The sequence below is a fragment of the Streptomyces sp. NPDC111628 genome, from assembly GCF_055635195.1.
Window position 1 is genome coordinate 112482 of sequence record NZ_JBVKBZ010000001.1, and the last position, 19549, is coordinate 132030.

The 19549-nt window shown below is 72.8% G+C and carries 15 protein-coding genes; 5 read left to right on the forward strand and 10 right to left on the reverse strand.

Annotated features, from left to right (window positions below):
- Positions 1-23: 23 nt before the first annotated feature.
- From ACZ7MF_RS00615 to ACZ7MF_RS00640, 6 genes are all read right to left on the reverse strand, one after another.
- Positions 24-1982: a putative baseplate assembly protein gene (locus tag ACZ7MF_RS00615; protein WP_471473649.1), complete on the reverse strand. Its 1959-nt coding sequence runs from the start codon at positions 1980-1982 to the stop codon at positions 24-26.
- A complete protein-coding gene (locus ACZ7MF_RS00620; protein WP_361012694.1) occupies positions 1982-2443 on the reverse strand; it encodes a GPW/gp25 family protein in 462 nt (153 codons plus the stop codon). Before ACZ7MF_RS00620 ends, ACZ7MF_RS00615 begins: the two co-directional genes overlap by 1 nt.
- 31 nt (positions 2444-2474) lie before the next feature.
- Positions 2475-4409: a VgrG-related protein gene (locus ACZ7MF_RS00625; RefSeq protein WP_471473650.1), complete on the reverse strand. Its 1935-nt coding sequence runs from the start codon at positions 4407-4409 to the stop codon at positions 2475-2477.
- The gene (locus ACZ7MF_RS00630; RefSeq protein WP_356868604.1) at positions 4409-5131 is read right to left on the reverse strand and encodes a CIS tube protein; all 723 of its coding nucleotides are present in this window, start codon (positions 5129-5131) and stop codon (positions 4409-4411) included. The genes ACZ7MF_RS00625 and ACZ7MF_RS00630 overlap by 1 nt, the downstream gene beginning before the upstream one ends.
- A gap of 28 nt (positions 5132-5159) precedes the next feature.
- Positions 5160-5582, reverse strand: coding sequence for a phage tail protein (locus ACZ7MF_RS00635; RefSeq protein ID WP_102927666.1), 423 nt, complete (start codon positions 5580-5582; stop codon positions 5160-5162).
- Between the two features lie 91 nt (positions 5583-5673).
- Positions 5674-6387 carry a hypothetical protein gene (locus ACZ7MF_RS00640; protein WP_471473651.1) on the reverse strand — a complete coding sequence of 238 codons (714 nt, stop codon included), beginning with the start codon at positions 6385-6387 and terminating at the stop codon, positions 5674-5676.
- On the opposite strand from ACZ7MF_RS00640, the gene ACZ7MF_RS00645 reads away from it, so the two are divergent.
- The gene (locus ACZ7MF_RS00645; RefSeq protein ID WP_471473653.1) at positions 6374-7066 is read left to right on the forward strand and encodes a hypothetical protein; all 693 of its coding nucleotides are present in this window, start codon (positions 6374-6376) and stop codon (positions 7064-7066) included. The genes ACZ7MF_RS00640 and ACZ7MF_RS00645 overlap by 14 nt on opposite strands.
- A gap of 2486 nt (positions 7067-9552) precedes the next feature.
- Here the strand turns inward: ACZ7MF_RS00645 and ACZ7MF_RS00650 are convergent.
- The 4 genes from ACZ7MF_RS00650 to ACZ7MF_RS00665 all read right to left on the reverse strand — a co-directional run bounded on the left by ACZ7MF_RS00650 (position 9553) and on the right by ACZ7MF_RS00665 (position 12381).
- On the reverse strand, positions 9553-9711 hold the full coding sequence (locus ACZ7MF_RS00650) for a DUF6760 family protein (protein WP_007450918.1): 159 nt from the start codon (positions 9709-9711) through the stop codon (positions 9553-9555).
- A complete protein-coding gene (locus ACZ7MF_RS00655; protein WP_471473654.1) occupies positions 9708-10241 on the reverse strand; it encodes a hypothetical protein in 534 nt (177 codons plus the stop codon). Before ACZ7MF_RS00655 ends, ACZ7MF_RS00650 begins: the two co-directional genes overlap by 4 nt.
- Entirely contained in the window at positions 10241-10687 is a 447-nt protein-coding gene (locus ACZ7MF_RS00660; RefSeq protein ID WP_471473656.1) for a phage tail protein, read from the reverse strand. Before ACZ7MF_RS00660 ends, ACZ7MF_RS00655 begins: the two co-directional genes overlap by 1 nt.
- 86 nt (positions 10688-10773) lie before the next feature.
- Positions 10774-12381 (reverse strand): phage tail sheath subtilisin-like domain-containing protein, encoded by a 1608-nt coding sequence (locus ACZ7MF_RS00665; protein WP_471473657.1) that lies wholly within the window; start codon positions 12379-12381, stop codon positions 10774-10776.
- A 331-nt stretch (positions 12382-12712) separates the two neighbouring features.
- Between ACZ7MF_RS00665 and ACZ7MF_RS00670 the strand changes: the two genes are divergently transcribed.
- From ACZ7MF_RS00670 to ACZ7MF_RS00685, 4 genes are all read left to right on the forward strand, one after another.
- Positions 12713-15613 (forward strand): coiled-coil domain-containing protein, encoded by a 2901-nt coding sequence (locus tag ACZ7MF_RS00670; RefSeq protein ID WP_471473659.1) that lies wholly within the window; start codon positions 12713-12715, stop codon positions 15611-15613.
- Positions 15614-15740: 127 nt separating this feature from the next.
- Positions 15741-16472: an eCIS core domain-containing protein gene (locus ACZ7MF_RS00675; RefSeq protein ID WP_471473661.1), complete on the forward strand. Its 732-nt coding sequence runs from the start codon at positions 15741-15743 to the stop codon at positions 16470-16472.
- A 90-nt stretch (positions 16473-16562) separates the two neighbouring features.
- Complete coding sequence (locus ACZ7MF_RS00680) at positions 16563-17990, forward strand: hydrolase (RefSeq protein WP_471473662.1); 1428 nt, start codon at positions 16563-16565, stop codon at positions 17988-17990.
- Positions 17991-18064: 74 nt separating this feature from the next.
- Positions 18065-19498, forward strand: a complete 1434-nt coding sequence (locus ACZ7MF_RS00685) for an RICIN domain-containing protein (protein WP_471473663.1) — start codon at positions 18065-18067, stop codon at positions 19496-19498.
- The last annotated feature ends 51 nt before the right edge of the window (positions 19499-19549 follow it).

The following is a 19549-nucleotide window of genomic DNA, read 5'->3' on the forward strand; positions in this document are numbered from 1 at the left end:
CCGCTGCGAGGTCGGGGCGGCCGTCACGCGCTGTCCCCGATCACGCGGACCCGGTGGTCGTAGGAGAAGACCAGGGCGGGTGCCTGGAGGTCGATGCGGTCGGTGGGGTCGCCGCGCTTGCCGGTGAGCGGGTCGGCGGGGTGCAGCACGACCTCGTCGACGAGTTCGACGCCGGGCACGCGCTGGAGCACGGCGAAGACCTCGCCGGTCTGCACGGGGCGCCCGAAGGGCCAGCCCTTTCCGTCGGCGCCGCCGGTGAGCGGGTCGAGGTGCTGGTAGAGGGCGTCGTGGGCCTGGCGGCGGACGCGGTCCGCGTCGACGCCGCGGAAGGCGTGGACGGTGGCGACGACGGTGACGCCCTGGTAGTAGGGCGGGCCGACGGCGAGGCGGGTGCCGATGAGGCGGCGTTCGTCGAGGTGGCGGGTGATACGGCCCAGGAGGGCGTCGCCGGGGACGAGTTGCTCGAAGCGGAGACGCCCGCCGGGGTCGGGGACGGCCTGGGGGACGACGAGGACGCGGACGGCGTGGGCGCCGTATTCGTTCTCCTCGCCCTCCAGGCAGGTGATGCGTGCGGTCTCCGGGGCGGCGCGGCGCGCCAGTTCCTCGTAGTCGCGCAGGGTGACGGCGCGTTCCTGGGCGCGCAGGGTGATCGGGGCGCGCAGCTTCGCCTCCTCGACGGTCTCGCCGTCGACGCCGCCGCGGGCTGCCTCGCGGTTGACGACCTCGGAGACGTACGGGATGGAGGTGCGCAGCACCTGGACGGCGCCGCGGGCCACGTTGCCGGCCCTGCCCCCGCCGGTGCGGTAGCGGCGGGCGCGGATGACGGCGCCCTTGGGCGGGACGGTGCCGTACTGGCGCAGGGTGCCGTCGGCCTCGCGGACGGCGGGGCCGAAGGCGATCTGGCCGGTCGCGGCGTCCAGGGTGATGTGGTGGTCGTCGGCGCGGGAGCCGGCGAAGTGCGGGACGACCTGCCAGTCCTGCCAGCCGTCGTCGTCGGCGGTCTGCAGGAGGACCGGCGGGTCGTCGGCGACGACGGGGGCGTGGGTCAGCCCGAGGCGCTGGCCGGGCAGGCCGGTGGACTCGCCGAGGGCCTCGTCGTACACGGTCTCGGCGTGGACGGTGCCGGTGGTGCCGCCGACGGTGTAGGCCTCGGCGGAGCGGATGGTCGGTGACGCGGTGTAGAAGGGCTGGCCGGGCAGGGGTTCGGTGACGCGGCAGCGGATCCAGCCGGCCTCGTGGCCGCCGTTGCGGGACAGCACGTGCCCGCCGGGTACGTGGAGCACGATGTCGCCGGGGCGGTTGAGGCCGCCGGTGCCGTCCCGGTCGACCTCGCAGGGCTGCCAGCCGTCCTCGGTCCAGGCCTCCCAGACCAGCGGCGGCTGGCGGGGGTCGACGCCGACACCGTCGACGCTGCTGTCGAGTTCCAGGGCGAGCGCGCAGTGCGGGGTGGCGTTGGTGAGGCCGATGAGCATGCAGTCGCCGGGGGCCGGGGCCTCGGCGAAGCACATCAGGTCCTTGCCCTCGGCGAGGTCCGTGGTCCGGTCGGTGACGGCCTTGCCGCTGTGCTGCACCACCAGGCGGCTCAGCTCGCACGGTACGACGGTCAGGTCGCCGGTGGTGGTGAAGACGACGGCCTCGTCCCGCTCGGTGCGCAGGGTGGCGACCTCGGTGCCGACCGGCACCAGGATGGCGTCCTCCTGCGGAGCGGACAGCCAGAAGGTGACGTCCGTGCGGGCGGCGGCCGGCGGGAACAGCGTGATGCCGACCAGGTCGAGGAAGGCGAGGTGGTTCTTCTCCGGCACCCGGTTGAGGCGGTAGACGATCTGGTCGGCCATGTGGGCGAGCGTCTCGACGAGGGTGATGCCGGGGTCGGAGACGTTGTGGTCGGTCCACTCCGGGGCGCGTTGCTGGATGTAGCGCTTGGCGTCGTCGACGAACTGCTGGAAGCGGCGGTCGTCGAGGTTGGGGGAGGGCAGGGACATCAGCGATCGCTTTCGGGAGAGCCCGTCGGGCCCGCGGAGCCGGCCGCACCGTCGGGGAGGTCCGGCTCGTCGTGGGAGGGAATGACGTAGAAGGGGAAGACGAGGCTGCGCGGGTTGTTGGTCCCGCGGATGGAGTAGCGCACGTCGATGTAGAGGACGCTCTGGTCGTCGCCGGCGCTGACGTCGACCTCGTGCACCTCGATGCGCGGCTCCCAGCGGTCCAGGCTGGTGTACACCTCGTGCTGGATGCGGCCGGCGGTCTGCTCGTTGACCGGGGCGAAGACCATGTCGTGGATGGCGCAGCCGAACTCGGGGCGCATCGGCCGTTCGCCCGGGGCGGTGGCCAGGACCAGGTGCATGGCCTCCTCGATCTCCTGCTCGCCGCTGACGAGGGCGATGCCGCCGGTGGGCCCGATGCGCAGGGGGAACGACCAGCCGGAGCCGACGAACTGTTCGGCCATCAGAGGGCCACCTGCCTTCCTCGAGGACGGTTCATGACGCGCCGGGCATCGGGGGGATGACGAACTTGAACGACGGGGCCAGCACCGCGAAGCTCGCTCCCGTGACCTTCGTCATGGCCGAGTTGAGCGTGAGGCTGGCACCGCCGGTGACGTTCGTGATGCCGCTGGTCAGGTTCGCGGCGGCGGTCCCCGACAGGTTCAGGGCGGCTCCCGCGTTCACTCCGATCGCGCCCGGGGCCCCGATGTTGAGTATGGTTCCGCCCTGGATGCGCAGTGGGCCGCCACTCTTGATGGTCAGGGAGCGCCCGGCGCTGAGCGAGAGGTTGCCGCCCGCCTCCACCGACACCGAACGGCTGCCGGTGATGCTGACCGAGCCCTTGCTGTCGACGGTGATCTCGGTCTTGGTGCGGTCGAGGTTGATGGTGAGCCGGTCGTTGCCGCTGGCGATCCGCACACCCTGTTTGCGCCCGCCGGTCCGCTGGCTGAGCAGGTCGACGCGGTTGCCCTGGCGGTCGGACAGGGTGTGCCGGGCCGCCTTCTTCTTCAGGCCGTCGTGCAGGGGCACGTCGCTCTTGGTGGGCACGTCCCGGCCGTTGTAGAGGCCGCCGATCACGAACGGGTGATCCAGCGCCCCCCGGTCGAAGGCGACCAGCACCTCGTCGCCGACGTCCATGGGGAAGACGCCGCCCCCCGCCACACCGCCCATCTGGACACTGCGCGCCCAGTCGCTGACGTAGGTGTTGTCGAGCCACGGGAACTGCAGCTTGACCCTGCCCTGCTTGAGCGGGTCCTGTACGTCGGTGACGATGGCGTTGGCGACGCTGGGCAGCCGGGCCGCGCTCGCGGGGTCCGCGCCGCCGCCACCGCTGGAGGCCAGCCCGTACAGGGACCGCCACTGGCGGCCGCTGACCGTGAGCCAGGACCGGTAGCCCTCGCTGTCGCCGAAGTGGTGGCGCACCGAGGTGACGGTGTACTTGCCCTCGAAGGGCTTGCCGACGTCGGCGAGGGCCACGGGCACCCCCGGCCGCAGGTCGGGGCTGCCCTTCACCGCGATCTCCAGCTCGGCGAAGGAGGACGTGACGTCGGCGGCGAGCGCCTTCGCGGCGTGCCGCACCTCGTCCTGCCGGTCGTAGGGGTTGGCGGTCTCGACGAGTTTGGCCTTCTTGAACTTGCCGGCGGCCTCGCCGGGCGTGCGGCCGATGCTGATGCCCGGGTCGGTCTTGGCGGGCGCCGTCTCGACGATCTTCTTCTTGGTGGTGACGTTCCAGCCCCGCGACTCGACCTCGCCGACCTGGTCGGCGGCGGTCACCGCGGCCCGCAGCCGCGTGATGTCGTGGCGGGCCTGGAGGACGAAGGCGCTGTTGTCGCCGTCCGTGTTCGGGGAGGGCGCGCCGGAGGCCGGGTTCGGCTTGACGAAGCGGAACTTCCCCTTGGCATCGACGGACATCACCATGTTGTTCTCGTCGGCGAGCCGGGCCAGGAAGTCCCAGTCGGTGACGTTGGACTGGCTGATGAACCCGTACGCGCCCTTCGTCGGCTGGATCCGGCCGATGGACACGCCGTCCATCGCGGCGAGTTTGCGGGCGATGTCGGAGGCCTTCTGGTTCCGGTACGCGGCCACCCGGCGCTGGCGCATCATGCGGTGCCCGAAGTCGTAGCCGCGGATCACGGTGTAGCTGCCGGTGCCGTCGAAGTCGGCCTCCATGGCGGTGACTTCGCCGGTCAGCAGCGGTTTGCCGACGCCCTGGCCGTCGGCGATCGGGGTGATGACCACCCTGGTGCCGAAGTTCACGCCCAGGGTGTCGAGGACCAGGCGCTTGGGGTCGCGGAAGGTGAGGCGGAAGGCCGCGGGCACGCCGACGCCCTGGTCGACCCAGCCCTCGACGAGCATCACGGCGATGTCGTCGGGCAGCTCCGCGGCGCCGATCCGTACCTTGACGATGCTGGAGAACGCGGGACGCACCATCAGTGCGGCACCTCCTCGGCGGCGGGCAGCATGAGCTGGGTACCGGTCGGCAGGCGGGACGGGTCGTCGATGCCGTTGGCCTCGGCGATCGCCCGCCAGGAGTTGGCGCTGCCGTACTCGCGCCAGGCCAGCGACTGGAGCGAGTCGCCCGCGACGACGCGGTGCACGCGCTGCGCGGTGAGCGCGCCGGACGTCGGGTTCTGTCCCTTGGTCGGCCCCGGGATCTCGACCAGAGACACCTGGCAGGTGGCGCGGATGGGCACGCCGGTGGTGCTGAAGAGGGTGTACGACGCCTCGACGGACGCCACGTACGAGGTGAACCGCGCGGTGGAGAAGGAGCCCCACTCGAAGACCACCCAGGGCGGGGACGGCTGGTCGGCGGCGAGGCTCTTGGCGGTCACCTCGCAGCAGTCAAGCAGCGACTCCACCTTCTTCAGCACGGTGTTGGCGCCGGGCTTCATGGAGGTGTCCAGGAAGATCTCCAGCGTCATCTCCCGCGGCTCGGCACCCAGGAACTCCGGCTTCGCGGCCTTCCGTACGGCCGCCACCGGGGTGGCGTTCCACTGGGCCCGCCGGGTCAGGGTCAGCTGGGCCGGGTTGAACTCGAAGCCGAAGGTGCGCATCAGCCCGCCGGGCGTGGTGGACTTCCCGGTGGGCGGCTCGTGGATGGCGAGGTTGGCGCGTACGAGGCTCTTGCCGGCGCCCTTGCTGCTCTTGGCCATGGGTCTTTCTCTCTCCTCTGGGGCGCCGTCAGTCCGTGAACCCGTGGTGGGCGATCTCCAGGACCTCGTTGGCCACCGACAGGTTGCCGGGGTCGAGGCTGGGGCCCTGCCAGCTGACGGGCAGGACGTCGATGAGCCCCCAGCGGGCCACCAGCGACCCGTCCGCGCGCAGCGCGGAGATCTGCGCGGTGGGCCGCTTGATGCCGGTCTGCACGGACGAGATCCACTTGGCGACCTTCGCCGTGTCCGGGGTGAGGGGGCGGGTGAGCCGGATGTTGGAGAAGGTGACGCGGGTGGGCAGCTGCCACACGAAGCCGTTGTTGCCGCCCTCCTGGCGCTGTTCCACCTCCACCTGGGTCGACAGGCCCTCGCACCCGTTGAAGTAGCCGAGGCTCTCGCCGTCGATGGCGAGGCTGAACCAGATGGAGGAGCCCGGGTCCTGGCGGGTCATCGGGGCCGGCCTTTCTGTCGGTGGAGGGGAACGGTGGCGGGGAGGTGGCGGGCGGGTCTGACCGGTTCGTTCGACCTGGTCGGCCGTCCGGTCAGCGGGGGTCGCGCAGTCTGCCGATCCGTTCGCGGTCCATGCGGAGTTCGGCGCGGACGTGGCGGGTGACGCGGTCGATGATCCGGTGCACCAGTTCGTCCAGCTGGAACTCGGTGAGCTTGCGCGGGTCGAACTCGCCGTCCGGGACCGCCGTGTACTCGGCCGGTGCCTCGCCCTGGGCCGAGGGCGGGCCGTCCGGCGGGGAGGCGCTGTACGGCGGTGGCGGCCCGCTTGGGCCGTGCTGGGACGACTGGGACGACTGGGACGACTGGGATGAGTGAGACGTGTGGGACGACGAGGTCTGCAAGCGGGTGAAGACGTCGGCGACGGCGGCCGCGGCGTGGGAGGCCAGGGCGCCGGTGGTACGACCGGCCCGGCTGCTGCGACCCCACGCGCGCTGGACCGGGAGCGCGTCCGTGCCGGTGGACGCGGTGGCGGCCGGGGTGGGCGCGGTGGACGTGGTGGCGGCCGGGGTGGGAGCTGCCTCCGCGCCGACGGGGAGGGCCGGGCGGGGTGCCGGTGCCGAGGGTGGCGCGAGGGGGGCCACCGGGAGCGGTGCCCCGGTGGTGCCGGAGCCGGGGGGAGCGGGCCGGCGCAGCGGTACCGCCTTGGCGGGGGCGCGCTGGACGGGGGGAGCCGTCGGGGCGGCGCCGGAGGCGGGGAAGGGCGGTGGGGTGAGGGTGGTGGAGGGCGCGTTCATGGGTGTGGTCATGGGCGTGCTCTGGTGCGGGGCCATCGAGGAGGACACCGGGAGGGGTGAGGGGTCGGCCGCGAACGGCGGCGTCGCCGCGGTCGGGGCGCCCGGTGCGACGGCTCGCTGGACGGGCGGAGTCGTACCGGGCCCGGTGGCCGACGAGGTGGTGACGACCGGGGGCAGGGGAGCACCGGGCGTGCCGGAGCGGCGCGCGGGCTGCGCGGAGGGTGCCGCCGGGCGGACGGCGTCGGCCGGTCCGGACGAGGTGGGGGCGCCGAGTCCCGGACGCCGTGCCGTGGCGCTGCGCTGCACGGGGTGGGCCGGGGCGCTCGGCAGCGGGCTGGTCGCCGGGGCGACGGGCTTCTGGGCCGACCGCTGCACGGTGGGTGCCGCGGGTGCCTCGTGGCGCGGTGCGGGCCTGCCGGGTACGTCGGCCGACCGGTTCGTGGCGCGCTGGACCGGGGGTGTCGGACCGGCCGCCTCGACGGTGCGGTGGGACGACGGGGAGTGCGCGGGACCGGAGGGCGGCGAGGCGGATGCCGCCTGGCGCTGGACCGGGGGCAGCGCACCGGTCGGGGTGCCGGGTCGGTCGGACGCGCCCGCGCCGGGGGTCGCCGAGGGGCGGTCCGCCGACCGGGAGGGTGTCCCTTCGCCGCCGGGAGCCGGGGGCGGGGTCACACGGGCCACCGCCCGCTGAACCGGCGCGGACGGAGCGCTCTGGACCGGGGTGGCGGTCGGCGCGTCCGCACCGGACGCGGTCGCCGACGAGGCACCCGACGCAGGCGCAGGCGTCGGTGTGGGCGTATGCGCTGGCGCCGAGGACGGTGAGGGGCGGCCGGTGTCGGAGGCGGGGGCGACGCGGCGGGCTGCCGCTCGCTGCACCGGGAGGTCGGCACCGGCGGTGTCAGCGGCCGGGGCGGCCGCTCCGCCGGGGGTCGACGAGGAAGCGGGGGTGGCGCGGGGGCGAGGGGCGACTGCGGAAGCGTCCCCGGACCCGGAGGTGGCCCCGGACTCGGAAGTGGCCCCGGCTCCGGAAGCGGGCCCGACGCCGGGGGCGGACCCGGCTGCGGAGCTGGTCCTCGACCCGGAGGTGCCCCCGGAGTTGGAAGCGGCCCCGGATGCGGACCCCGACCCGGATTCTGCCCGCTGTACTGGGAGTTCGCCCGTCGCGCCGCCCGTCGTGGCGCTCGGCGCGGGGCCGGGGCGCGGCGCGGAGCGCTGTACGGGAGACGGAGTGCCGCCGGACGCCGTGTCGTTGCCGGAGCGGGGGAGGGCGGGCCCCAGTCCCGCCCTGGGGCGTCGCGCCGCCGCCCGCTGGACCGGCGGGCCCGGTGTCGTCGACCGGTGTTCAGTGGAAGGGGCGGAGGAGGTCCGGGGGGTCGGCGCGGAGCCGGACGACGGGGCGGCGGCGCCCTGTGCGGGCGACGACGGGGCGGCGGCGCCCTGTGCGGGCGACGACGTGCCGCGCTGCTGTGCGGGGGCGGGTGGTGTGGTGGGGCCGGGTTCGCGGGCGGCTCGCTGTACCGGGGTACCGCTGTCGCGGGCCGGTGCGGTCGGGGGCGTGGGGGCCGGGTTGCTGCCACCGCCGGGCTCGCGGGCGGCTCGCTGCACCGGCGCGGCGGGCGACGACGTGCCGCGCTGCTGTGTGGGCGCGGGTGGTGTGGTGGGGCCGGGTTCGCGGGCCGCTCGCTGTACCGGGGTACCGCTGTCGCGGGCCGGTGTGGCGGTGGGCCGTGCGGGGGGCGTGGGCGCCGGGCCGCTGTTGCTGCCGGGCTCGCGGGCGGCTCGCTGCACCGGCGCGGCGGGCGACGATGCGCCGCGCTCCTGTGTGGGCGCGGGTGGTGTGGTGGGGCCGGGCTCGCGGGCCGCTCGCTGCACCGGCGTACCGCTGTCGCGGGCCGATGTGGTCGGGGGCGTGGGCGCCGGGTTGCTGCTGCCGCCGGGCTCGCGCGCGGCTCGCTGCACCGGAGTACTGGGCACCGGAGTACTGGACGAGGGCGTACCGGACGAGGGCGTACCGGACGACGGCGTACGGGATGACGTACCGCCGTCCCGTACCGGTGTCGTGTCGCCACCGGACCGGGGCTCGGCCCGGCGCACCGGGATGTCGGAGGGCGGCCGGGTGCCGGAATCGGCTCCCGGTACCGGGGTGTTCGCGTCCGGTGCCGCTGCGGTCCGGGCGGATGCCGCCCGCTGTACGGGAGGGTCGGCCGGGGCCGAGGAGCCCGCCGACGGGGCCTGTTGCTGCGTACCGGCGGCGCGCTGCGCCGGGGCGCCGGGGCCCGCTCGGTCGCCGTCCGTCGACGAGGGCGCCGTCCGGGAGGACGACGGCGGGGTGTCGGCGGTCCGGCGGCTCGCGGGCAGGGACCGGCGCTGCACGGCCGACGCCCCGGACGGAGCCTTGGTCAGAGCCTGCCGCGGGCGGGGCGCGGCGGGCGGTACCGGCGTCACCCGCACCCCGCGCGCGGACTGGGCCGGTGAGTTCGACGGCGTCGCGGCCGTCGCGGCCGGTGCCGGTGCCGATCCGGCGGCACGCGCCGCCCGCTGGACCGGCGGCGTGGCCGTGGACGCCGTGGACGGCGTCGGCCCGGGAGCCGACGCCGTACCGCGCGCCCCGCCTCGCCTGCCGCCCGGCGTGGCGCCCGCGGCGGACGTCCGCGTCGCGGGGACGGGAGCCGCCGGTGCGCCGGGCGCGGCGTCGTCCGCCGGTATCGCGCGCAGGGGCGCGACCGGCATCCGCTGCACCGGCGGTGTGCCGGGCGGCGGAGCCAGGGGCGTGGACGAGGGCTGGCGGGCCGGTGTGCCGAAGGCGCCCGACAGCAGGCTGTCGCCGGACGCCGGGTTCAGTACCGCGGGTGAGGGCGCCCTCGTGAACGACGGGTTCTGCCACGTCGGAAGGCGGCCGCCGAAACCGGCGTCCGCCACTCCCGTACGTGCCGCACCCGTCGCCCGCTGGATCGGCGGCAGGCCGGTCCAGGCGGCGACGGCCACGGGAGCGGGGCCGGTCGCGGGACCGGTCGCGGAGTCGGCCGTGGGCGCCGTGCTCCCGCCCGGGTCCGAGCCCGGGCCCGAGGCCGGAGCCGGAGTCGAGTCGGGGGACGGGCCGGAGTACGAGGTGGCCTCGCCCCCGGTTCCGTCGCCGCCGTCGCGACGGCCCCGCAGCCGGTCCAGGAATCCCACCGATCAGCCCTCCGCCGTGCCACGCGTCACGAGGGACGCGATCTGGTCCGTGTACCGGCGGCGGTCCTGGTGTTCCAGGTCCAGGATCGCCTCCAGGCTCCAGTGGAAGTGGTAGGCGACGTACGCGATCTCCTCGTGCAGCCGGTCGGTCGCGTACGTCACGATTCCCCCAGGCGGCTCCCGCCCAGTTCCACCTCGAAGGCCTCCGAGCAGTGCGGGCAGGCGACGGCCGCGCGGGTGTGCCCCTCCGCGTTGATCTGGCGGTAGAAGTCCTGGAGGAACGCCAGGTCGGAGGCGAACATGTTCTCCACGATGCCGTCGTGCACCATCGACAGCGTGCCCAGCCGGGTGATGACCCGGCCGAGCAGCACCACCGACAGATAGGCCGGGTTCTCCTGCACCCGCACGTCGCGCAGCGGGATCAGCTCGTCCCGTGCCGTCGACAGGCGCATCACACCGTCCTTGTGGACCGTGCCCGAGTCGTCGACGTACCCGCGCGGCAGCTCGAAGGGGAACTCGGTCCGCAACTCCTGCCGCGGAGCCACGTCGACGGGGGGTCCGGCAGGAGGGCCGGCCGGCGGACCGGCCGGCGCCTCCGCCGGCGCGGCGGCGGGAGCCGAACGGGGGAAGTCCGCTCCCGCCGCCGCGGTCTGGGGTGCCGCGGCAGGTGCCTTGGCAGGCGTCCGCCGCATTACTCGATGACCAGTTCTTCGAACACGATGGTGACGGTCTCGGTCAGCGCGGCGGCCTCACCGGCCTTCACCGGACTCATGTCGATCTTGCTGCACCAGGCGTTGCGCAGGTTGTACCGCTTGACCGGGTTGTCCTCGTAGTCCATCACGATGATCGAGGCGTTCTTGCGGGCGGCGGACATACGACCCTCGAGCGAGTCGTTGATCCACTGGGTGAACGAGCTCGACTGGGTCATACCCCGGACGACGGTGCACTGCCCGTCCTTCGCGGAGCCCGGCATCACGGCGATCTCGGTCTTGCCGGTCGAGCCGTTGTTCTGCGGGTACTTGATGACGTCCTGCTCGAGGGTGATGCCGTTGACCTCGGAGAGGTACTCGATCATCACACCGTCGATCTGCAGACCGAAATTGTGTGAAGTAAGGGAGTCACCCGGGTTCAGACTCATGTGTTCTCAGTCCTTCTGAGGCTTTTGACGATGGCGTACGAGGGAGCAAGGGGGAGTGGGAGGGCGGGGTGCCGTCCGCTGCTCCTCTACTCCTCCAGCTCCCCGCTGCCGCTGGAGAACTGGGCCAGCCGGAAGATCACGAACTCGGCGGGCTTGACCGGCGAGATGCCGATCTCGCACACGACCCGGCCGAGGTCGACGGACTCCGGCGGGTTGGTCTCCTCGTCGCACTTGACGTAGTACGCCTCGGACGGGCTCTGGCCGAACAGGGCGCCGCTGCGCCACTCGTTGACCAGGAACGCGGAGATGTTGCGGCGGATGCGGGCCCAGAGGTTGTGGTCGTTCGGCTCGAAGACCACCCACTGGGTGCCGATCAGGATCGACTCCTCCAGGTAGTTGAAGTACCGGCGGATGTTCAGGTAGCGCCAGGCCGGGTCGGAGGAGAGGGTGCGCGCACCCCAGACGCGGATGCCGCGGCCGGGGAAGGAGCGGATGCAGTTGACGCCGATCGGGTTGAGCAGGTCCTGCTCGCCGCGGGTGATCTGCAGCTCCAGGTCCACGGCGCCGCGGACGACCTCGTTGGCCGGGGCCTTGTGCACGCCGCGCTCGGCGTCGTTGCGGGCCCAGATGCCGGCGACGTGGCCGCTCGGCGGGACCAGGCGGGACTGGCCGGTCTTCGGGTCGAAGGACTTGATCCAGGGGTAGTACAGGGCCGCGTACTTGGAGTCGTAACCGGCCGTCTCCTGGCGCCAGACCCGGATCTGGCGGGCGTTCTGGTTCGGCGGCGGGTCGATGATGGCGACGCGGTCGCCCATCAGCTCGCAGTGGGCTATGAGACCGAGCTGGACGGCCTTGACGGCCTCCAGGTCGATCGCGCCGCGCTGGTAGGCGGCCATCAGGTCGGGCACCGCGACCATGGAGATCTCGTCGATCGCCTCCAGGCCGCCGAAGCCGGTGCGGTCGGCGGAGTCGCCGATGTACTCGGTCGGGCCGGCCTGCGCGCTCTCGACCTGCCCGGCCGGGACGGCGGGGGCGGCGGACGGCGGCGCGGGCAGCGTCAGGGTCTGGTTCTCCGGCCGGGCCAGCTGCGCGGACGGCGCGGCCTCGGTCACGGTGATGAGCTTGGAGCGCTCCTTGACCTGGGTGACGACGTAGGAGCGGTTGCCCTTCTTGGCGCTCACGTCGAAGGTCTCGACCGGCTTGTCGCCGTCCTTGACGATCAGCTTGAAGCGCTCGGCGGGGCCCTCGCCCTCGGGGTCGGCGACCTCGACGGTCAGCGGGCCGCTCTGGCCGGCGGCGTTGGCCGTCACGGCGAACGTGCCGAGCTGCTTGGGCTCGGCGGCGGGCAGCGCGGCCTTGGCGGCGCTGCCGGTGACGGCGGCGGGCGCGGTGGCACCGTTCGCGTCGTCGCCCACGGCGGAGTCGTCGGCCGAACCGCCGACCCGGACGACGTAGGCGGCGGAGCCACCGTTGTTGAAGAACCCGTAGACGGAGTGCGCGAGGTAGTACCCGCCGGTGAAGTCACCGAAGGCCGCGACGTACTGCGTCCAGTTGGTCACCAGCGTGGGCTCGTTCAGCGGGCCGGTCGGGGCGAGACCGACGAAGGCCGCCACCGACGTGCCCACTCCCTCGATCGGGCGCGAGCCGCTGGCCACCTCCTCGACGTAGACGCCGGGCGACAGGTAGGACGGCATGCTCTGCTCTCCTCGGGGTACGAGACAGGACGCCCCTCAGCCTCACGCGCGCGTTGCCGTCACCGAAACGTCCCCGGGTGCCGGTACGGGGGCACGTTCCCTGCCCCCGGTCGTGCCCATTGGGGCAGACTCCTGCGGATTGTCGGTACTTCCCCTCGAAGACCCCTGGCGGACGCCCGGCGTTTCTGATTCAACGTCTTGTGTCGACTGTCAGTTCGCCAGGATGTCATCTTGCGATCAAGCCCCGTTCCGGGGCGCGCCGTCCCGCCGCACCGGGGCGCTGCCCCGCGTGCGGCGGGGACGGTGACGGGGTGTCAGGAGGGGATCGTCCGTGTCGGACCGCTTGAACCACACGCAGAGACACCGCCCGGCCGAGGCCGCCCCGGCCCGGCCCCGCCCGCAGGGACGCCCGCAACCTCCCCTGGCCTCGCTCCAGGCCGCCGCGGGGAACCGGGCCGTGACCTCGGCGATCCGGCGTGGGTCGTCCGGTACGGCCATCCAGCGCGCGGTCGGTACGGCGCAACTCCCCCGGGGCACGGTGGTGGCGCGGGCGACCTCGGCGCCGGTGGACGACCTGCAGATCACGCCGGTGACGGAGTCCGAGCGGCCGGACGGTACGACGGGCCGGGGCGCGGACACGGCGGCCGAGCAGCAGGCGGCCGTGGACGAGGTGACCGTCCAGAAGGGGAAGGTCGCGGAGGCGTCGCTGGCGCGGGCCGGCGCGGAGACCGACGTGTGGGAGGCGTCCGGGGAAGCGGCCGAGGCGCGCGGGGAGGCGGCGGCGGCCCGGGGCAGGGCGGAGCAGCTGGAAGGGGCCGCCGGGGCCGCGGAGCGGAGCCGGACGAACTCGCTCGAGGCCGAGGAGAAGTTCGCCGAGGCGGCCGGCACGGCGACGGCCAAGCAGCAGACCGCCGAGGAGAGGGCGGGCGGGCTCCAGGACACCGAGCGTGAGGAACGCGCGGCGGCGGAGGCGGCCCGTGACGAGGAGCGGAAGTACACGGAGAAGGCCGAGGAGGCCGAGGAGAAGCGGAAGGCCGCCGCGGGCAGGGCGGCGGACTTCAAGAAGCAGGCCGACGAGGCCAAGGAACGGCAGGAGGCCGCCGAGGCCAAGGTGGCGAAGCTCAAGAGGCAGGCCCAGGAGGCCAAGGAACAGCAGGAGGCCGCCGAGACCGCGGCACGGGCGAGGGCGGAGGCCGAGGACCAGGCGCAGCAGCAGGCGGCCAGGGCCGAAGCCGAGGCCGAGGCCGAGGACAAGATCGCGCAAAGCGTGAAGAAGTGGGCCGAGGAGGCGGCCGACGCGCTGAAGAAGGCGGGGGTTGCCGAGGAGGATGCACATCGGCAGGCGGGGGAGAGCAAAACCGCCGACGAGGCGCGGAAGAAGGCCGAGGACGAGGCGAGCACGTGCGCCGAGGACCGGGACACGGCGCAGGAGCAGGCGAAGGCGGCCGGGGATCTGGCAGCGCAACGGGACAAGGACGCCGACGCCGCGGCGCGAGAGCGCGGCAAGGCCGAGCGTGAGGCGGCACGGCACAAGGAGGCCGCGGACAAGGCGCTGGGGCAGGCCGACCGGGCCCAGGCCGACGCGGACAAGCAGGCGCACATCGCGGCGGATCGGCGGCAGCAGGCGGAGGCGGCCCGCGCCGAGGGGCGGGGGCACGCGCAGGACGCGGCCGAAGCACAGAACAGGGCGGCGGTCGCGGGGCAGCAGCAGTTGGACCAGAGGGCGGCCCAGACCACGGCGACGACGGCGCTGAGCGCGGCGAAGGAGGCCCGGGAGGCGGAGAAGAAGGCGAAGGAGGCCGCGGCGGAGGCCGCGAAGAAGAACGCGGCGAAGACGGCGGAGCGGACGGACGGAGTAGAGCCGGCAGGTACCGGCAAAGCCCGCGGGACCCGCCGCAAGCAGGCCAGGGACGCCGCCGGTAAGGGCAACGCCAAGGTCAAGGCATGGACCGACGTCCCCGACGTGGCGGCCCTGCGAGCCAGCGCGCCGTACAGCGGAACGCAGCGGGCGGAGGCGACGCAGCACGGGGACACCGGGACGGTGCAGGACACCGCAGCCCAGCAGTTGACCGAGGCCGTGCCCAACACGATCGCCGACTTCACCGGCACCGTCGACAACGTGAGGGCGTGGAAGAACTCGTACAAGAAGCGCGACGAGTCGGGTCCGGCTTCCCACGATTTCAGGAAGAACCTGAGAACGAAGTTCAACGGCGCGGTGACGGCCGGCCTCATGCTCATCAACGACGCGGTGAAGGGCGCCGACAACATCGGCAGAGTCACCGAGAACGCGGCCGGAATGGCCGAGCTCGGCGCCGCCGGCGGTGGCCTCACCATGGCGTTCTCCGCCCTGACCGTCGGCCGCGACGTCAAGGTCTTCAAGGACACGCGTGCGCAGCGCAAGGAGCTGAAGACACACTTCAGCGGAGAAATCGCCAAGCGCGACCGGAAACTCCAGGTTGTCCTGGACGCCTTGGGAGCGGCCAACACGAAACTGGCCCAGGACTCGATCAGTCTGGCGGCCGCGGAGCCCGGCGCGGAAGCGGAGGCGCTGCAGGCCGTCGAGGCCGATCGCACCCACATCGAGGGCCTGCGGGAGGAGCTGATGGGGCACCTGGCCAGCGGGCGGGACTACGCGGTGAAGAAGAAGAAGAGGAAACTCAGGCGCCGCGCCATCAACGGTGGCGGCAACATCGCGCGTACCGCCGCCGGCGCCGTGGCGGTCGCGGCCGCGGCAGGAGCGGTCTCAGGCGGGATCGGGGCCGGTGTGGTGGGCGCTACGACGGCAGTGGCCCTGGGCGAAGGCGCGGTCGAGAAGGGCCTGCGGAAGGCCAACAAGCGTTACGACTCGGTACGGGACTACCAGAAGCACGCTCGGACCACCAACGCCCAGGAGGGAACACCGGCGCCCGAGGCGCCCAGGCTGGACGAGGACGGGCGGGGCAGAAAGAGCGACGCGTTGAAGGAGGCGATCATGGTGACGCACCCCATCAAGCAGGGAAAGCGGCAGCTCAACGCACAGGAGCTCTACGCGCAGGCGGCCGGCCCGGCCGTGCCCGTGGGCGAGAACGTCCCCGAGGACATCCGGCGCAAGGCCCGCGCGTTCCTCAAGGCCCTCAAGTGCAGCCCGGTGAAGCACAACCAGGACGAGGAGCAGTGGCTGGACTCGCTCAACAACCCCGACCTGCAGACGGAGTGGGAAGAGGCGATAGCCAAGGCGCTCTCCTCGCTCTGAGCGTCCCGTGCCGGGACCGGAAGCGACACCGGGCGCCGTTGCCCCCGGTGTTGCCCGCGTGGACCTGTCGACGTCGGGGAAGTTCCGGTAGTGCTGAGGGTCACACGTCCGGTGTCGAAGGGAGCGCATGGTGCGCGCGCACGAGGAAGCCGCCGACCAGCAGGCCGCCCGGGGCGGCCGCACTCCACACCGGGCGGTGCCCGCGCCCCTCACGGCGGTGAGCGGAGCGCCGATGGCCCCGGCGACGGTCCTGGCGCTCCAGAGCACCGCCGGCAACGCCGCCGTCCAGCGGGTGGTCGCCCGGGACGCGCACCAGCACGGTCCCGGCTGCGGGCACACCGTCCAGCGCCGCATCGACCCGGAAGCGCACCAGCACGGCGCGGGCTGCGGGCACGACGGGATCGACGACCGGAGCCCGGAGGGGCAGCACCAGCTGCTGAAAGAGGCGAAGGACTCGCCCAGCTCGTCGCTCCCGGGGTCCTTCCTCGACAAGGCGGTGCCGTTCTACCAGAATCCCGCCCTCGCCGGCGCCCGCATGCACACGGGCGCGATCGCCCAGCGCGCGACGGCGGCCATGGGTGCCGAGGCCATGACGATCGGCATGGACGTGTACCTCGGCCCGTCCGCCATCGGCAACAACAAGATCCTCGCCCACGAGGCCAGCCACCTCGACAAGAACAGCAGAGGCATCACGGAGACGGGCAGCGGCAGCGGCGGCGCTCCCCCCGTCACGGACCCGGGGCAGAGTTCCGAGGTCGCGGCCGTGAACGACGGAGCGGCTTTCGACGCGGGGGAAGCCGTCGCCCCGTCCCTCGTCGCCCAGCGAGCGGTCACCGACGACTGGGACGACGCCCGATAGACCCGGGCGCCCCACGCATGGCCCCTTCGGGCAACGCACTCTGCCCCCGCACGTCCTGACGCCGTGTCGGGCCGTCCGTAGCGTCGGTGTGTGAGCCTGTGGACCTCCCTGGAGCCCGCGTCCGCGACTGTGGACCCCGGCAGTAGTACGCGTGTGCGCCTGAGGGTGCGTAATACCGGTGATGTCGTCGATGAGTACCGGTTCGAGCCGGTGGGGGACGTGGCTCCCTGGACGACGATCGAGCCGCAGACCTTGCGGCTGTATCCCGGGACGACGGGGACGGTGGAGCTGACGTTCGCTCCGCCGCGTACGTCGGACGCGGTGGCGGGGCCGAATCCGTATGCGGTGCGGATCGTGCCGACGGAGCATCCGGATGCGGTGACGGTTCCGGAGGGGAACCTGACGATCACGGCGTTCACCGAGGTGCGGGCGGAGTTGGTGCCGCACACGGTGAAGGGGCGGTTCAGGGGCCGGCCGCGGCTGGCGGTGGACAATCTCGGTAATACGAAGGTGACGGCGTCGGTCGCGGGCAGTGATACCGGTGATCATCTGTCGTATGAGGTGCGGCCGGGGAATGTGCAGATCGAGCCGGGTCGTGCGGCGTTTGTGGAGACGACGCTGAAGCCGAAGCAGATCATCTGGTTCGGGTCGAAGGAGGAGCGGCCGTACAGGCTGGCGGTGCGGCGGTCGGGGGTGGATCCGACCGAGGTGGAGGGGACGTATGTGCAGCGTGGGTTCCTGCCGCGTTGGCTGGCGACGTTCCTCGGGATCTTCGTGGCGTTGGCGATCGCGTTCGTGATGATCTGGATCGCGTACAAGCCGCAGGTCCGCACCAGCGCGACCGAGCAGACCCAGCAGGCCGGTGCGGCGCTGGCTCCCAGCCCCAGCGCCACCCCGCAGGCCCTGCCCAGTACGGCCGAGTCCGCGCCCGCCGAGCAGCCGCAGGCGCAGCAGCCGGTCACCCAGGAGCCCAAGGACGACGGCGGAGACGGCGACAAGGGGGGCGGCGACAAGGGCGGCGGCGAGTCCAAGAAGCCCAAGCCGCCGGTACGCACCGCGGCCACGGCGGTGAAGGAGATCGCCGCCCGCAGCGAGGGCCGGCACATCTGCTACCGCGCCTACGTGGCCGACCAGGGCTGGCAGGACCCGGTGTGCGACGGCGCCGAGGCCGGCACGGTCGGCAAGAACCTCCCGATCAAAGCCCTGAACATCGCCGTGGCCGGCACCAAGGGCGTGACCGGCAACGGAGCCCATGTCGTCGAGGGATGGCTGACGGGCGACGACTGGGCGAGCGCCCCCGACAAGACCGACATGTACCTGGGCAGCACCAAGGAGGCGGTCTCCCCGATGGAGGGATTCACCCTCAGCACCGTCGAAGGCACCGTCTGCCCGAACACCCACGTCAAGGACAAGGGCTGGCAGAAGCAGGGCTGCACCGAGGCCGGGAAGTGGCGGTACTTCGGCAGCAACATGGAGAACGACAGGCTCCAGCTGGAGGCCGTCCGGATCACGGTCTGACTCCGTGTGCGAGGGCAATCGCCTTTGCCCTCGCGACTCCTGACGAACCACCCGGACACCCGTAGCGTCGGCGTGTGAGCCTTTGGACTTCCCTGGAGCCCGCGTCCGCCACCGTCGACCCCGGCAGCAGCACACGTGTGCGCCTGCGGGTCCGCAACACCGGTGATGTCGTCGACGAGTACCGGTTCGAGCCCGTCGGGGACGTGGCTCCCTGGACGACGATCGAGCCGCAGACCTTGCGGCTGTATCCCGGGACGACGGGGACGGTGGAGCTGACGTTCGCTCCGCCGCGCACGTCGGACGCGGTGGCGGGCCCGAATGCGTACGCGGTGCGGATCACGCCGACGGAACACCCCGACGCGGTGACGGTTCCGGAGGGGAACCTCACGATCACGGCGTTCACCGAGGTGCGGGCGGAGTTGGTGCCGCACACGGTGAAGGGGCGATTCCGTGGCCGCCCGCGACTGGCGGTGGACAACCTCGGCAACACGAAGGTGACGGCCTCGGTCACCGGCAGCGACACCGGCGACCACCTCTCGTACGAGATCCGGCCCTCGAACGTGCAGATCGAGCCGGGGCGTGCGGCGTTCGTCGAGACGACGCTCAAGCCGCGGCAGATCACCTGGTTCGGGTCGAAGGAGGAGCGGCCGTACAAGCTGGCGGTGCGGCGGTCGGGGGTGGATCCGACCGATGTCGAGGGCACGTATGTGCAGCGCGGGTTCCTGCCTCGCTGGCTGGCGACGTTCCTCGGGATCTTCGTGGCGCTGGCACTCGCGTTCGTGATGATCTGGATCGCGTACAAGCCGCAGGTTCGCACCAGCGCGACCGAGCAGACCCAGCAGGCCGGTGTCGCCCTCAGCCCCAGCCCCAGCGCCACCCCCGAAACGCTCCCGAGCACAGCGGAGTCGGCACCCGCGGAGCCCGAGCAGCCGGCCTCCGAGAAGCCCGAGAACGACGGCGGCGGTGGCGGCGGCGGAGGTGGCGGCGGCGGGGGACCGAAGAAGCCCGACAAGCCGGCCGTGAAGCCGGTGGTGCCCGCCAGGAACGTCATGCTCCGCAACGCCACCACCCACATGTGCGCCGACGTCCCCGGGCGGGGCAAGGGCAAGATCAACGGGATCGTCCAGCAGGCCAACTGCCACGAAGAGGGCGACAACGAGTACTGGCACCTCGAGGTGAAGTACGAGAAGGGCGGTCCCGGCGGTGCCGCGCTCTTCCAGATCCGCAACACCACGGACCAGTTCTGCATGGACCTAGGGGAGTACGGCGCCCGCCCCGTGGGAACGGGAATCGCGGAGTTCCACTGCGACGGCACGAAGGCCGACAACCAGCTCTGGTGGGTCGACAAGCAGGAGAGCGGGGACTACTGGATCCGCAACTTCGCCAGCAACAACAAGTGCCTGAACGTGAAGGGCCAGAACGGCGGCACCGAGACCCCGCTGAACATCGCCGACTGCACCAACACCGACGACCAGGAGTGGGAGATCATCCACCCGTCGAAGGACTGACGCGGGGTCCGAAAAGTCGTACGATCAGGCACCTTGGGGCAGCGGGCACTG